Raw genomic sequence first — 14,531 nt, forward strand, 5'->3', positions numbered from 1 at the left:
GGGGCGAGGGGTCGTCTCTTGATAAGAGTAAGTCCGCTCCGCCAACATTACGATAAGCCCTGCTAGCAATAGCAGGGCTTTTTCGTATCTGTTATTTAAAGAATGAATAATAGTGACTTGCAAAAGTAGTTTGCTAAAGCAGTGGTAATTCAGTTGCTTAGACGCTTGATTAGAGATCAACGGCCTGTCACGCCGGGGCGAGGGGTCGTCTCTTGATAAGAGTAAGTCCGCTCCGCCAACATTACGATAAGCCCTGCTAGCAATAGCAGGGCTTTTTCGTATCAGTTATTTAAAGAATGAATAATAGTGACCTGCTAAAGTAGTTTGCTAAAATAGTTTGCTAAAATAGTTTGCTAAAGCAGCGGTAATTCAGTTGCTTAGACGCTTGATTAGAGGTCAACGGCCTGTCACGCCGGGGGCGAGGGGTCGTCTCTTGATAAGAGTAAGTCCGCTCCGCCAACATTACGATAAGCCCTGCTAGCAATAGCAGGGCTTTTTCGTATCTGTTATTTAAAGAATGAATAATAGTGACCTGCAAAAGTAGTTTGCTAAAGCAGTGGTAATTCAGTTGCTTAGACGCTTGATTAGAGATCAACGGCCTTTCACGCCGGGGGCGAGGGTTCGTCTCTTGATAAGAGTAAGTCCGCTCCGCCAACATTACGATAAGCCCTGCTAGCAATAGCAGGGCTTTTTCGTATCTATTATTTAAAGAATGAATAATAGTGACATGCAAAAGTAGTTTGCTAAAACAGCGGTAATTCAGTTGCTTAGACGCTTGATTAGAGATCAACGGCCTGTCACGCCGGGGCGAGGGGTCGTCTCTTGATAATAGTAAGTCCGCTCCGCCAACATTACGATAAGCCCTGCTAGCAATAGCAGGGCTTTTTCGTATCTGTTATTTAAAGAATGAATAATAGTGACCTGCAAAAGTAGTTTGCTAAAGCAGCAGTAATTCAGTTGCTTAGACGCTTGATTAGAGCTCAACGGCCTGTCACGATGGCGGCGAGGGTTCGTCTCTTGATAAGAGTAAGTCCGCTCCGCCGACACAAAGACGAAAGCTTTTACAGCAATGTAGAGGTTTTTTTCGTTTTGTAATTTAATTATTTTCAGCTTTATATTGATAAAGAAAAAGAATGTTAGCTGAGTTGTCTGTGCTTTTAGAATATGACTTTTTCGTTGTCGAATTCAATTAAATATCTGCCACTGAGTAGAACTATATTATTGAAATTATGTTTCTACGAAGTTTTATCATCGTAAGCCAATAGTAGTTACAGTATCTCGATCAGTTTATAAAGTCTATTTCAACCGTTTGCACTGTTTTAAGTAAAGAACAGCACCCTCAACTGTAACCCTCCCTTAAAACAGCATGCCAATATCAGTATCTTATAAAATCATACAAATATTTAAGTGGTTTTTTATCAGTTAAATGATCTAGCTAGCAGAACCGCGGTTTACTGATTTATTAACTTTCTGTGTGGCTATATAATCAAATGTATATATAAGTGTAAAGTCCAATAAGTAGGTTCTTTTTAGCAATGCATACAACTCAAAATATCAAAGCTTATTGGCAAAAAACCTTAGATATAACGGCAAAAGCACTGAGTACTGATGTGTGTGCCTTTTTGTTAGATGCTCAGCAGATGATGCGTTATGTGGCATGTAATGAAGAAATCATCGATAGAGATTTACGCGAATTACAGCAAATTACCACTCCAGTCATCAATAATATTCCTTTATCGGAATTAGCCACTAATCAAGTCATATCAATAACCCATAAACAAAAACAATATAGTATCCATCTGCAACCTCTTGTTGATGATTACGGTAAACAACTGGGCTGCTTTTGTGCGATTTATTCTAAATTGTTATCTAAAGATTTTAACTTAGCTTTAATTAATCTCACTGTTGATAGCCTGGAACACTCTTTATCTAAGCTTCACTCCCAACAGGAACAATATCAATCCATTAACTTACAGAATTTCATTGATGCTTTTAGTGAACATATTTGGGTAAAGGATCTTGACGGTAAGTATATTGTTTGTAATCAGAGTATAGAAAAAGCTTGGAATAAAAAGACGGGTCAAATAGTCGGTAAAATGGACCATGATCTATTTGATGTTGAAACAACAAAGCTTTTTATCGAGACCGATAACAGTGCGATTTTGGCAAGAAAACCGATTGTAGTGTCTGAGTGTGAAGGCACAGATCCAAACAATAACCGTCACTGGTTAGAAACGGTTAAAGCGCCATTAATCGATAATACAAATACTATCCAAGGCGTTATCGGTATTACCCGAAATATTGGTCGGCATAGACAAAATGAAAAACAATTGTTACTGGCCGAAAGTGTGGTTGAGAACACGATTGATGGTGTATTAGTTACCGACAGAGATGGCAATATAAGTGAGGTCAATAGTGCATTTACCAATATTACCGGTTTTGAACGTGAAGAGGTTATAGGTCAAAACCCGCGTATTTTAAATTCCGGCAAACATGATACTGAGTTTTTTGCCAAAATGTGGAATACCTTGCTCGTAAAAGGTAAGTGGCATGGCGAAATTTGGAATAAAAGAAAAAATGGTGACATATTCCTCCAAGCAGCTACCATTAATGCGGTTTATGGCCAAGATGATACTATTAATTTTTTCGTAGCTGTATTTTCAGATATATCAAAGCAGAAAATTAACGAAGAAAAGCTCGAGAATTTAGCTTATTACGACAACTTAACCCAATTACCTAATCGAATTTTATTACGGTCTAATTTACAAGTTCAAGTTGAGCATGCGGCAACTAAACAATCGCAACTTGCAGTTATCATGTTCGATATTGATTTTTTCAAACATATTAACGACAGTTTAGGTCACGAGGTGGGTGATAAACTATTAGTTGAAGTCGGCCGCAGATTATCCAATATCAGTCATGAACATTGTACTGTTGGCCGCCTAAGCAGTGACGAGTTTGTGCTTGTTTTAAATGATAATACTCAGAGTGATATGGTGGCATCCCGTGTAAATCATATTAAGTCTCTAATAGAGCAGCCATTTAGATTTGATGACAGTTCTTTAATTCGAATTACCTTGAGTATGGGCGTTTCAGTTTTCCCTCATGATTCTGTAAATAGCGAAAACTTATTACAAAATGCCGATACAGCGTTACATATAGCAAAACAAAGTGGTCGTAATACAGTGACCTTTTACGATTCAGCTATGACAATGAACTCAGTAGCGCATTTGAAAATCCAAAATGCTTTACACGAAGCCATTCAAGAGCAGCATTTTCATTTAGTTTATCAACCTAAATTATCGTTGAGTAGTGGTCAATTGGTGGGACTAGAGGCGTTGATCCGATGGGAGCATCGGGAGTATGGTTTTATTTCACCAGCTGAGTTTATTCCTATTGCTGAAAAAACCGGTTTAATTCACGAAATTGGTTTAGTAGTACTTCGAATGGCTTGTCTTCAAGGCAAGCAATGGCTTGATAATGGCTATCATTTTGGTCGGATTGCCGTTAACGTTGCCAGTATACAATTTCAGCGCAGTAATTTTATCGACAATGTCGCAATGATTTTGCAAGAAACTGGAATGCCTGCTAGTTGTCTTGAGTTAGAGATGACTGAAAGCTGCATGATGTATGAACCTGAAAAAGTGATCAGTGATTTAAAACGCTTGGGGGACATGGGAATTCAATTATCTGTTGATGATTTTGGAACCGGTTATTCATCGTTAAGTTACCTTAAAAAGTTACCTATTAATGTGCTTAAAATCGATCAGTCTTTTGTCTGCGATATTCCATTTGATAGTCATAATACCGCAATAGCCAAAGCTATTATTGTGTTAGGTCATGCACTTAATCTCGACATCATTGCTGAAGGGGTAGAAACTAAAGAGCAAGCGGCTTTTTTATTGGAAAATGGCTGCGATCAAGCACAAGGTTATTATTTTAGTCGTCCGCAATTAGCATCAACACTCACGCCTCTCTTAACAAACAGTAAATAAAAGTCCTTAAATTTTGTTTATAGGCGATTATTTAAGGACTTTACTGTAATAGAAAAGTCCACTTTTAAACTGATTTATGCGTATATATCTATTGTGTTGCTGATATCATTTTCGGTTGAAGTGTTTGCTATTTCAGTTAACGTTGTTAGAAATACGTCTCCCATATCATCTTTTGATAAGGTTTCAGCCATAGGTTTTAGCTCATCTAACGCTAATTTCAAAGACTCATGCTGCTCTGGGGTTAATGTACTTAACATTGATGAAATATCAGCTTGTTGTTCTTCAGTTAAGGTCGATACTGCTTTTTCAAGTCCTGGTGGAGTGCTCCCAGGTGGCGGTGGACCTTGTGGTCTTTCAGGCTTGCTGCTTGATTGCGTGTTTAGCTGAGTTTGTTGTGCCGAGATGTTATTGCTCATTAAGACTTGCATATCAGGCTCCTATTTATTGACCACGTTTTTGTTTATGTTCTGGCGGTGTGTGGTTATTAGGTACAGCAACCAGTTCTTCATCGATTAAAATACAGGTGGCTTCGATTTCATCGCCTTTTGGCGTCGTGAAGCTAACTTGATCTTCAGCGTTTTTATTTTCACAGATTGCATAAGCTTCTTGTGGTGGTTTACGCATTTGACGGTTTTTTTCTTGTGCGATGATATTGGCTGACATCAATGTCAGTAAGGGCATAAGGGCGAGTAAAGTGACTATTTTTTTCATTTTAAATCCATCCTAATGATAACGATATGACTTTAATTAAAGTCTTTGTTCGATTCGTCATTAGGTTAGCAATTAAATATGCAGTAATTGTGCAGATTTCATGGAGATTAAAGCCAAGTCATTGTTGTGACTAGTTTGCAGCCTTGTTGGTCGATATACTGAGTTTATGAAAATATCGAAGAAATTATTTTTAGCCTTTGTGGGCTTAACTAGCATAGTGTTACTTGCGACTTTATCGTTAGCAAGGTGGAGCTTTGATCAAGGCTTTCTAAATTATATTAATACCCTAGAACAAGAACGTTTAGCTCGTTTATCAACTGCAGTGGCTGATTTGTATCAGCAGTCAGCTTTTAATTGGAGCAACATCAGTTCAGGCCAATATAAGCAATTACTCAGACTGCATTTACCTGGGCCTGCCCCAAGGCATTTGGGCCGAAATGATTCATTGTCGAATAGGCAAGGTATACCACCTCCAGATCGTAGACCGCCACACTTATCTGAACATCGAAAACCCGCTAAAGGCTTTGAGCCAGAACACCGGCAACCGCCGCCTCATAAAAGACCCGACAGCAAAAGAAGGGATAGAGAGGTGAAGCCTCAGGTGCGCTTTGGACCTCCTACAGCAATTTACAACTTAGAGAATAAGTTACTTGCCGGCGTGGCTATCGATGACCGTAATAAGGCAACTTATGTTCCTGTTACCTATAAAGGAGAGCTTATTGCTAAGTTATATAGCTCACCAATCGTTAAGGTTAATAGTGAATCTGCAGCTATTTTTTCGCAACAACAGCTTTGGGCCACACTCTGGATAGGTTTGGGCTGCTTGTTATTGGCAAGTATTATTTCATGGCTGTTAGCTCGATTTTTATTAGTACCTGTGAAAGAGGTGGTTAAAGGTATTTCCTTTCTTTCAAAGGGCAATTATAGCGAACGTTTTACTCAGCAACGTCAAGATGAATTAGGTCAATTGATGAATGACATTGACCATTTAGCGATGATTTTAGATAAAAACCGTACTGCAAAAAATAGATGGTTTGCCGATATATCACATGAGCTTCGAACCCCCTTAAGTATTTTGTGTGGTGAAATTGACGCCATCAAAGCGGGAATTCGTCAATTTGATCAACAACAACTTGAGTCACTAGAGCAAGAAGTCATGCGCATCAAACATCTAGTCGATGATTTGTATCAGCTGTCTTTATCTGATGTCGGTGGACTTAAATACAATATCCAACCGATGGATCTCACTGAGTGCATTTCAGAAACAATAGCCTCATTAGGCAATAAAATTTCTGCTAAAGGGTTAGGCTACCGTTTTAACCATATTGAGCCGGTATTAATCAATGCTGATAAAATGAGAATTCAGCAACTAATTTCTAATGTTTTATTAAATTCAGTCGCTTATACAGATTCACCGGGTAGTATTGATGTCGATTTAATTCAGCAAAATACCAAGGTGCTGATATTAATTAATGATACTAAACCTTCAGTAGCGACAGACGATTGCGAGCTACTATTTGAGGCGCTTCATCGACAAGATAGCTCTCGGGTGCGCCGTAGTAATGGCGCAGGCCTTGGACTCACGATTTGCCGAAATATTGTAGAAGCCCATAAAGGGACAATTACCGCAAGGCCTTCTAATCTTGGCGGTTTATGTATTGAGATTGTATTGCCATTGGCCTAGCTACTTGGCTGTTGTTACAAGTAACGGAGTATTCATAGATCATGAATAATCATTATCAAAATAAACGCGTATTGATTGTAGAGGATGAGCCCAAAATAGCCCAAGTGCTTGTGGATTTTTTAACCCTTGAAGGCTTTGTCACTACGGTTTTACACGATGGGCTTGATGCTGTCGCAAGGATCCAAAATGACGCTATTGATTTTGTCATTTTAGATTTAATGTTACCGCACAAAGATGGCTTGACTATCTGTAAAGAAGTGCGGTCATTTTCAAACGTGCCGATTTTGATGTTAACTGCGCGCGTTGAAGAGATTGATCGTTTAATTGGCTTAGAAATTGGCGCTGATGATTATGTCTGTAAACCTTTTTCAGCAAGGGAAGTGGTAGCAAGGGTTAAAGCAATTATTAGACGAATGGAGCCTAGCGCTCAACTTGCTGAAGATGAAATAGCCTATAAGCATCTAGTGATAAATCTTGAGCGTTTTAAATGCCACGCTGCTAGCGTAGAGGTCGATTTAACCCCCGTTGAGTTTAGGCTTTTGCATACTATGCTTAAAAGACCGGGCGTGGTGCATTCCCGTGATAGTTTAATGCAAGTTTGCTATGTCGATGACCGCGTTGTGAGCTCTCGCACCATTGACAGTCATATCAAAAACTTACGTTCAAAATTATTACTCAATAATAAACAAGCTGATTTACTGCACTCTATTTACGGTGTGGGTTATAAAATTGAGTAGTTTTCCTTTTACCCCTATTAATTGTGCTTATGAGTTTTTTACTATATTTGCTGATGTTTCTCGCGCCTTGGTCTGCTTTTGTTTAGAATAGCTTTAATTTTAGGATCCCCTTAGCCATCGCTATTTGGGACACTTTTAAACTGAGACGGACTGTTTTTCTGTCTAGGAGCTTGAATGCAACTGTTTGTAAAAGATTTAACCGTAATCGACTTTTCTTATTTATGTCCAATTCGGGGCATGGTGGGCGAAAGCTGGATTGTTGATGTATTGCTTGATGGTGGTTTAGATGAGCAAAATATGGTGCTCGATTTTTCTAAAGTCAAAAAGACCATCAAAAGCACCATTGATGATGTAGCAGATCACCGACTATTAATACCTACCGCATGCAGTGACGTTCGTTGGCAGCAGCAGGGCGACAGAGTATGGATGGATTTCACCAGTCAGCAAGGTGATATTCATCTGGCATGCCCATCACAAGCCTTTGCGCTTATACCTACTGAAGTTATCGATTTTGAAAGCGTTAATGCCTTTTTAATTAAAGCATTACGTCAGGCACTGCCTGATAATGTTCAAGGCATTAGCTTAACTTTGCGCACCGAAGTGCTTGAAAGCCCTTATTACCACTACACCCATGGTTTACGAAAGCATGACGGTAACTGCCAGCGTATTGCTCACGGTCACCGTAGCCCTATAACTGTGTTTGAAAACGGCATTGCTGCGCCTAAATGGGATAAATACTGGGCCGATCGCTGGCAAGATATTTACTTAGGCAGTGAAGAAGATGTTGTCTCTGTGCACGCCTTAGCATTATCACCGCAAACCCGTATCTCTGATGACAGCCATTTGGGCTTTCATTATCAAGCCCCACAAGGTGACTTTCAATTGGCAATGCCAAAAGCGAATTGTGACATCATTCCCCACGACACCACCGTTGAGTTGTTAGCACAATTTATTGCTGACACTATGGCTGCTAAATCTCCAGATTCTGTGTTCAAAGTCATTGCCTTTGAAGGTGTGGGTAAAGGCGCCATCGCCGTTAAGTAAACTTAGCATTTTGAGTGTGAGCTGAATTAGCAAGGATTAAGGTTATTTATATGTTTTTGAAGGGATTAAAACTATCTTCATTGGTTATGGTTACGCTGTTTTCTGTTGCCAGTTATGGCAGTATTAATTTACAAGGCAAGTTAGAGCAAGGCGCGTTAGTGCGTGGCACTGTTCCTGCTGGTAGCGCAGTCAAGCTTAATGGCGAAGTGGTAAAAGTGACTCCAAAAGGCCAATTTGCTATTGGTTTTGAGCGCGAAGCAAAAACAGAGCAGCTGCTAGAAGTGACTTATCCTGATGGGTTAACACAACTTAAACCACTGACAATTGCGAGCCGTGAATATAAAATTGATCGCTTAACCGGCATTAGTAAAAAAATCATGCAGCCAGATCCTGTGGCGCAAGCTAGAGCTGCAAAGGACTCAAAGCAAACTCGCGCCGCACGTAATGTGTTCAGTGAGCAAGATGCCTTTATGCAAGCGTTTATCTGGCCGGTAACTGGTAGGATTTCAGGGGTTTATGGTAGTCAGCGAGTTTACAATGGTAAGCCGGGTAACCCGCATTATGGTGTAGATGTTGCCCGTCCTACGGGAACGGTTGTCGTGTCTCCGGCTGATGGGGTTATTACCTTATCAGTGCCAGATATGTTCTATTCAGGTGGCACGTTAATCATTGACCATGGATATGGTATTAACTCGACTTTTTTACATCTGAGTAAGTTATATGCCAAAGAAGGTGATGTGGTCACTCAAGGCCAACCACTAGCTGAAATTGGTGCGACAGGGCGGGTGACTGGACCGCATCTCGATTGGCGTTTGAACTGGTTCCAAAAGCGTCTGGATCCCGTGTCAATTGTGCCGTCAATGGAGAGTGTGCTTGCGGCTGAAAACAAGGCTAAAACCGCAGAAAAGCAATAAGCCAATATTACGACAAATAACCCTTCTTAAACAGGGCTGGTACTTAAAGCCGTTATGTTAATAACGGCTTTTTTATGCCGTTTTAATTTAGCTCGCTCGCAATAATGGCTTCGATCCCTAATGGATGCACTTTGACGCAAATGCCCTCGGCTTTAAAGGCAATTGTGGGATTGGCTAAGCGTTCATTATCCCCTTTAGGCGAGCTTTGCTTAACTTTAATGGCTGTTTCACCAGCGATGATAGGGGCGAGTGTCGGTACTTTTTCAACTAACTCGGTAACTAATTGCTCGCAGGTTTGTGCAGTAGAAGGCATGACTAGCTCAACATGTTCCCAGCCTTCAACGGGATAGCTTTTATCTGATGGGTAGGGCAGCTCAACACAAGTAACGTTTTTATCTGCCAGTGTCAGTGGCTGGGTCAGTTTAATGATCAATATCGGTCGGCCGTTAATCATATTATTCGAAATCACTTCACCGTGCTCACTGAATTGCTCTGTGAGTAATTTTGCTTTATCTGCGTCATTGACTCTTAAAGCGCAGTGATCACATTCAAGAGACAGTTTATCTAAACCAAGTTGGCTAATGAAGGCCTCAATGCGTGCGCTAAATTCTGGCCAAGTTTCTATTAAATAAGGGTAATTCATCGGTAGTATCCGTTTGTATAGGCTGGAGTATTAGTCGCACTCAACCGCTATCACGATATTGTTAATATTATTAAGCTGTGAAGGTTAAGGCCAAATTTCGATTGGGGTGCCTTCTTCGATGACTCGCCACAACTCATCCATTTCTTTATTAGTCACCGCAATACAGCCGTTAGTCCAATTGTATTGCTGAGCTTGTTCAGGGGGTAATTCTGAGTTGGGGTTTTGACCGTGGATCATAATCATGCCGCCAGGACTAACACCTAGGGCATTGGCACGTAATTTATCTTCTTCATTAGGGTAAGAAATATGAATTGATTTATAAAATGCACTGTCTGACTTTTTATAGTCTAAAACATAGCGGCCTTGGGGAGTGCGTTGATCGCCTTCTTTAAATTTATGGCCTTGTGGGGCATCGCCCATGGCAATTTGATAGGTTTTTAATACCTTGCCTTGCTGGTAGATAGACATTTTAGCTTCTGACTTGTTCACAACAACTAAATCAACTTTTGCTTGAGTTAATTTATCAACAGACGCAAGAACCGTACTAGACTGTAAAATGACGATAAAAATAAGGGATTTAACCAAGCGCATGCAGACTCCAAAAAAGCAGGATTTTCTAATTTGTTTTATGTTAATAATGTTAACATGAGTATCAGTTCAAAATATGCTTCGCATAAAAATGATTAGAGCAGATATCGTTAGTGATAATACCTTACTTTTTCCTTAGGGCGGTATTAAATTTAAGTGGATTGTAGAGTAACCCATGACGTTAGAAGATAAACACGATAACCATTATAAAAAGCAAATCCGAACCATTATATTTGGTACCGATACCCCTTTGGGTAAAGGCTTTGATATAACACTGATTATTTGTATTTTACTCAGTGTAACGCTGATTGTCTTAGACACGATAGATAGCGTTCATGCTCAGTATGGCCAAGCGATTTATTACGCTGAATGGGGGTTTACTTGGTTATTTACCTTTGAGTATTTGCTGAGAATATACGGCTCACTTAATCGCTGGTCCTATATGCGTAGCTTTTATGGCATTGTGGATTTAATGTCAATTCTGCCAAGCTTTTTAGCGCTGATTATCCCAGGAGCCAATATTTCATTGGCCTTTAGAGTATTACGGTTATTCAGAATTTTCAGAGTGTTAAAGTTATTACGCTATTTAAGTGAAGGCAATATTTTACTTAAGGCGATGATCCACGCTAGACGCAAAGTCTTCATCTTCTTCTTTTCAGTGAGTCTGATTATTATGGCGCTGAGTGTGGTGATGTATGTGGTTGAGGGGCCAAGTAACGGGTTTACTTCGATCCCTAAGTCCATGTATTGGACTATCGTTACCATAACCACGGTTGGATATGGTGATATCACTCCGCAAACCAATTTAGGCCAAGCCATTGCATCGCTGACCATGTTGATAGGTTATTCTATTATTGCGATACCAACGGGAATATTAACTGCTGAAATTTCCCATGAAATGGGCGCAGAAAGAGAACTGAATAAAGATTTAAGAAAATGCAGTAACTGCGGCGCTCGTGGTCATCAATTACATGCATTGTTTTGCCATCACTGTGGCAGTGAGTTAGAAATCAGCAACCTTGAAGGGGAGTCATGACCGAAGCTAAATTTGTTCAAGGGCCAATATTTCGTCATATATTGGTTATGAGCTCCACCGCCGCAGTGGGAATTTCTGCGCTGTTTGTGGTGGATTTATTAGATATCTTTTTCCTCAGTTTGCTCGGTGAGTTGGAATTAGCTGCCGCCGTGGGTTATGCCGGGGCGATTTCTTTTTTTACGACTTCAATTGGGATTGGTTTATCCATTGCGCTTGGGGCGCTTGTCTCCCGTGCTGTTGGCGCTAAAAATATGGTGCTAGCTAAAAGAATGTTGCTTAACAGCGCGTTGATCTCTCTGCTAACCAGTATTTTTGTTGCGATTGTGGTGTTTATATTTATTCCCGAGTTACTGGCTCTCATTGGCGCAACGGGGAAAACTGCGGTGTTGGCGCAAAGTTATCTGCAAATTTTGGTGCCTTCTTTACCTTTTATTTGTTTAGCTATGGCGTTAGGTGGCGCTTTAAGAGCCATTGGCGATGCGAAATTGTCCATGTTGTCTACCTTAGCGGGTGGCGGTGTAAATCTGGTACTAGATCCGATATTCATTTTTGCCTTAGGGATGGGCATTGAAGGCGCAGCAATTGCCTCAGTTATTGCCCGAATTGCGGTATTTGTGGTCTCTGCCAGAGGGGTCATTGTGAAGCATAAGATGTTAGGTCAGTTTAACCGTCAGCATTTTGTTGAAGATATTAGCATTGTTTATTCCATTGCTCTGCCTGCGATGATTACCAATGTGGCGACACCAATTGGTAACGCGGTGGTCACTAAAGCGGTTGCTGATTTTGGTGACAGTTATGTTGCTGGTTGGGCGGTGCTTGGTAGGTTAATCCCCGTAAGCTTTGGGATGATTTTTGCTTTAAGCGGCGCAGTAGGGCCTATTATCGGGCAAAACTATGGCGCGCAAGAATTTGAACGAGTAAAAGAAAGCTTAACTAAGGCGATTCAATTTTGTTTTGTTTACGTGTTAGTGGTGTCGTTATTGCTGTTTTTATCCAGAAATGTGATTGTGTCAGCCTTTGATATGAAAGGTGACGCGGCAGATATTATTTTGTTTTTCTGTAAATACATTGCAATATTTTTCGTGTTTTCAGGGGTGTTATTTGTCGCTAATGCCGCATTTAATAATCTTGGTAAACCCAAATACTCAACTTTTTTTAATGTAGGTAAAGCGACCTTAGGCACCATTCCTTTTGTTTATTTTGGCGCGCAAATGGGCGGCGTATACGGCGTATTAATTGGTCAAGCGATTGGGTCTATTTTATTTGGTGTTGGCGGAGTGTGGTTGGGTTATCGTTTGGTTGATAAGCTTCAAGCGGCTTCACAAGGGCCTCAGCAGCTAATTAAGCCACAGACCATTGATGATGAGATTGAATTAGAAATGAGCCCGACCAGCTCACCTCAGTCGTCATCATATATTCAGTTAGCGCAATTAAACGAAGAGCCATTGTGTGAAGAGATTGTCCGTGATGGGGATTTAGATAACCCGCGAACGCCGAAAAGCTAGTGCATCACAGATTGACTCAAGTCGCTGTCTGAATGCTGCCTTGTAAAACTCAATGGGCAACAAGATGTAAAAAGCCCTCAACATAGTATGTTGAGGGCTTTTTTAATAATCTTTTTATAAAGGTCTTTTTATAAAAAACCTTTGTGGCGATTAAGCTTGGGTATTTTCCTTGGCTTCAAGCACTTCAGCTGCAGAGTTGTTGTCTGCTGCTAACAATTGTTGCTCTTCTTCTAAAGCAATTCGCGCTCGCTCAGCTTTTGAAATATAGCCAACCTTTGGATTTTTTTGCGGATTATCCGGCGTAATTTTATTTTTTTTTGCTTTAGCCCGCTTGGCGGTCTTTTTTATCATTAGCTGTTTTCTGTTCATGATATTTGGTAACTCTTTTAAAAAGTGCCAGCTGGGCACGATTTGGAAAATAAAATTAGCTAGTGGTGCGCTAAGCTAAATGTCTTGAATAACGCTAAGTTTAGCGCAATCTACTATGGGTATACAGTATAACTGCGTTATTTATTGATCTTGTGCTAGTTAGGCAGTTTGAATGTTAATGGAATTAACATTTAGGCACCGAAGGTTAATACTTACGGCTAAATTTCTGAATGTCGGCTGCAGTTGCACCATCATTGCATTCGCCTCGAATCTCACCTCTGCCTTCACTGACATTGCGATGAAGTACAATATAGCCTTCTTTACAGTAGCCATTCATATCGAGGGTTTTCTCTAGACCTAAATCCACCTGAGCACTCCATAGCGCCAAAAAGTCGGCTCGACGCTCCTGTTCTCTTGCATAACTGCGGGCATCTTGCTTACGGCGATCAATACGCTGCTGATGTGGTAGTGGATCTTCTATACCGCGGTCTGTTGCATTAGCGACCTTAGCTTTATAAGTAAATAGTTTGATGCCTTCGCCTTTTATTGATGAGCTAAAGGTATCTCTATATTTACCTGCGAATAATTCGGGATCGGGTGCTTGGGTTGCACATGCACTGAGGAGTAATGTACTGGTAAGCGTAAATAAAAACTTGAACACTAAATTAATCCTTCTGGATTTTATCTGTAAAAAATAGCTGTCAGATATTGGCGATGGATGATTGGGGGCTTGAGGCTGCTTGTTATCAAGGGCGTAAAACAAATGTACTGGCTTAAATCAATTCAAGCCAGCAGTTATCTCAATAAAAGCGCTTAAGCGTATTGTTTCGATAAATAAGCAATAATGTCCTTAGACTCATACATCCACTGAGTTTGACCATCTTGTTGTATTTTTAAACATGGCACTTTTAAGTGACCGCCTTCATTAACCAGTTGCTGTTTATGAACGTCTTGTTTGGCATCAACTGTAGCAATATTAAGGCCTTGGCGGCGAATTGAACGGCGCACCTTAACGCAAAAAGGACAAGCGGCATATTGATAAAGGGCTAACGACTTTGTTTGCTCATCAATTTTAGCTTGTTCAATGATAGGTCGCTGACGCTTTTTAGGAGGGAAAACAAAGTTAAGTAATAAGATGATACGGCCAAGGATCCAACGAATGACAAACATACTGCTTCCTTAAATATTCAGTTTTAATAATTGATCTTGTTATTTTATGTAATGGATTAAACAGCTTTTGCGATAATCCATTTTTACCGCAATCCATTTTGCCACAGTTTACGTGATGTTTATCACAGAGAACAG

Annotated in this window: 14 protein-coding genes; 7 read left to right on the forward strand and 7 right to left on the reverse strand. The window is 40.3% G+C overall.

Annotated elements, in window-relative coordinates; translation table 11 throughout:
- Nucleotides 1-1,535 precede the first annotated feature (1,535 nt).
- A complete protein-coding gene (locus Q4591_RS16870) occupies nt 1,536-3,995 on the forward strand; it encodes an EAL domain-containing protein (RefSeq protein WP_303462030.1) in 2,460 nt (819 codons plus the stop codon).
- 74 nt (nt 3,996-4,069) lie between these two features.
- On the opposite strand, the gene Q4591_RS16875 is transcribed toward Q4591_RS16870, so the two are convergent.
- Complete coding sequence (locus tag Q4591_RS16875; RefSeq protein WP_303462032.1) at nt 4,070-4,423, reverse strand: hypothetical protein; 354 nt, start codon at nt 4,421-4,423, stop codon at nt 4,070-4,072.
- A 13-nt stretch (nt 4,424-4,436) separates the two neighbouring features.
- On the reverse strand, nt 4,437-4,706 hold the full coding sequence (locus Q4591_RS16880) for a hypothetical protein (RefSeq protein ID WP_303462035.1): 270 nt from the start codon (nt 4,704-4,706) through the stop codon (nt 4,437-4,439).
- 166 nt (nt 4,707-4,872) lie between these two features.
- Between Q4591_RS16880 and Q4591_RS16885 the strand changes: the two genes are divergently transcribed.
- From Q4591_RS16885 to Q4591_RS16900, 4 genes are all read left to right on the forward strand, one after another.
- A complete protein-coding gene (locus Q4591_RS16885) occupies nt 4,873-6,390 on the forward strand; it encodes an ATP-binding protein (RefSeq protein WP_303462037.1) in 1,518 nt (505 codons plus the stop codon).
- Nucleotides 6,391-6,431: 41 nt separating this feature from the next.
- Nucleotides 6,432-7,127 (forward strand): response regulator, encoded by a 696-nt coding sequence (locus tag Q4591_RS16890; protein ID WP_102436807.1) that lies wholly within the window; start codon nt 6,432-6,434, stop codon nt 7,125-7,127.
- A gap of 174 nt (nt 7,128-7,301) precedes the next feature.
- Nucleotides 7,302-8,171: a 6-carboxytetrahydropterin synthase gene (locus tag Q4591_RS16895; protein WP_102436809.1), complete on the forward strand. Its 870-nt coding sequence runs from the start codon at nt 7,302-7,304 to the stop codon at nt 8,169-8,171.
- 50 nt (nt 8,172-8,221) lie between these two features.
- The gene (locus tag Q4591_RS16900) at nt 8,222-9,085 is read left to right on the forward strand and encodes a M23 family metallopeptidase (protein WP_102436811.1); all 864 of its coding nucleotides are present in this window, start codon (nt 8,222-8,224) and stop codon (nt 9,083-9,085) included.
- An 82-nt stretch (nt 9,086-9,167) separates the two neighbouring features.
- Here the strand turns inward: Q4591_RS16900 and Q4591_RS16905 are convergent, their stop codons facing one another.
- Together Q4591_RS16905 and Q4591_RS16910 are read right to left on the reverse strand one after the other, a co-directional pair.
- Nucleotides 9,168-9,728, reverse strand: coding sequence for a VOC family protein (locus tag Q4591_RS16905; protein WP_102476610.1), 561 nt, complete (start codon nt 9,726-9,728; stop codon nt 9,168-9,170).
- A gap of 84 nt (nt 9,729-9,812) precedes the next feature.
- Nucleotides 9,813-10,319, reverse strand: coding sequence for a murein L,D-transpeptidase family protein (locus Q4591_RS16910; protein ID WP_102436814.1), 507 nt, complete (start codon nt 10,317-10,319; stop codon nt 9,813-9,815).
- Between the two features lie 172 nt (nt 10,320-10,491).
- On the opposite strand from Q4591_RS16910, the gene Q4591_RS16915 reads away from it, so the two are divergent.
- Together Q4591_RS16915 and Q4591_RS16920 are read left to right on the forward strand one after the other, a co-directional pair.
- Complete coding sequence (locus Q4591_RS16915) at nt 10,492-11,352, forward strand: ion transporter (protein WP_102436816.1); 861 nt, start codon at nt 10,492-10,494, stop codon at nt 11,350-11,352.
- Nucleotides 11,349-12,857 carry an MATE family efflux transporter gene (locus tag Q4591_RS16920; protein ID WP_102436818.1) on the forward strand — a complete coding sequence of 503 codons (1,509 nt, stop codon included), beginning with the start codon at nt 11,349-11,351 and terminating at the stop codon, nt 12,855-12,857. Before Q4591_RS16915 ends, Q4591_RS16920 begins: the two co-directional genes overlap by 4 nt.
- A gap of 150 nt (nt 12,858-13,007) precedes the next feature.
- Here Q4591_RS16920 and Q4591_RS16925 read toward each other — a convergent pair whose 3' ends face one another.
- From Q4591_RS16925 to Q4591_RS16935, 3 genes are all read right to left on the reverse strand, one after another.
- The gene (locus Q4591_RS16925) at nt 13,008-13,226 is read right to left on the reverse strand and encodes a DUF2986 domain-containing protein (protein ID WP_102436820.1); all 219 of its coding nucleotides are present in this window, start codon (nt 13,224-13,226) and stop codon (nt 13,008-13,010) included.
- A 205-nt stretch (nt 13,227-13,431) separates the two neighbouring features.
- The gene (locus tag Q4591_RS16930) at nt 13,432-13,887 is read right to left on the reverse strand and encodes a hypothetical protein (RefSeq protein ID WP_102519629.1); all 456 of its coding nucleotides are present in this window, start codon (nt 13,885-13,887) and stop codon (nt 13,432-13,434) included.
- Between the two features lie 152 nt (nt 13,888-14,039).
- Nucleotides 14,040-14,396, reverse strand: a complete 357-nt coding sequence (locus Q4591_RS16935; protein WP_102436824.1) for a glutathione S-transferase N-terminal domain-containing protein — start codon at nt 14,394-14,396, stop codon at nt 14,040-14,042.
- Between the last annotated feature and the right edge of the window lie 135 nt (nt 14,397-14,531).

Origin of the sequence: Shewanella sp. 3_MG-2023 (genome assembly GCF_030548765.1) — a bacterium.
In the GTDB taxonomy this organism is placed as follows: domain Bacteria; phylum Pseudomonadota; class Gammaproteobacteria; order Enterobacterales; family Shewanellaceae; genus Shewanella.

Coding starts and splice junctions, on each gene's coding strand:
- Q4591_RS16870 (WP_303462030.1), top strand. CDS start 1,536: ATGCATACAACTCAAAATATCAAAGCTTATTGGCAAAAAACCTTAGAT.
- Q4591_RS16875 (WP_303462032.1), bottom strand. CDS start 4,423: ATGCAAGTCTTAATGAGCAATAACATCTCGGCACAACAAACTCAGCTA.
- Q4591_RS16880 (WP_303462035.1), bottom strand. CDS start 4,706: ATGAAAAAAATAGTCACTTTACTCGCCCTTATGCCCTTACTGACATTG.
- Q4591_RS16885 (WP_303462037.1), top strand. CDS start 4,873: ATGAAAATATCGAAGAAATTATTTTTAGCCTTTGTGGGCTTAACTAGC.
- Q4591_RS16890 (WP_102436807.1), top strand. CDS start 6,432: ATGAATAATCATTATCAAAATAAACGCGTATTGATTGTAGAGGATGAG.
- Q4591_RS16895 (WP_102436809.1), top strand. CDS start 7,302: ATGCAACTGTTTGTAAAAGATTTAACCGTAATCGACTTTTCTTATTTA.
- Q4591_RS16900 (WP_102436811.1), top strand. CDS start 8,222: ATGTTTTTGAAGGGATTAAAACTATCTTCATTGGTTATGGTTACGCTG.
- Q4591_RS16905 (WP_102476610.1), bottom strand. CDS start 9,728: ATGAATTACCCTTATTTAATAGAAACTTGGCCAGAATTTAGCGCACGC.
- Q4591_RS16910 (WP_102436814.1), bottom strand. CDS start 10,319: ATGCGCTTGGTTAAATCCCTTATTTTTATCGTCATTTTACAGTCTAGT.
- Q4591_RS16915 (WP_102436816.1), top strand. CDS start 10,492: ATGACGTTAGAAGATAAACACGATAACCATTATAAAAAGCAAATCCGA.
- Q4591_RS16920 (WP_102436818.1), top strand. CDS start 11,349: ATGACCGAAGCTAAATTTGTTCAAGGGCCAATATTTCGTCATATATTG.
- Q4591_RS16925 (WP_102436820.1), bottom strand. CDS start 13,226: ATGAACAGAAAACAGCTAATGATAAAAAAGACCGCCAAGCGGGCTAAA.
- Q4591_RS16935 (WP_102436824.1), bottom strand. CDS start 14,396: ATGTTTGTCATTCGTTGGATCCTTGGCCGTATCATCTTATTACTTAAC.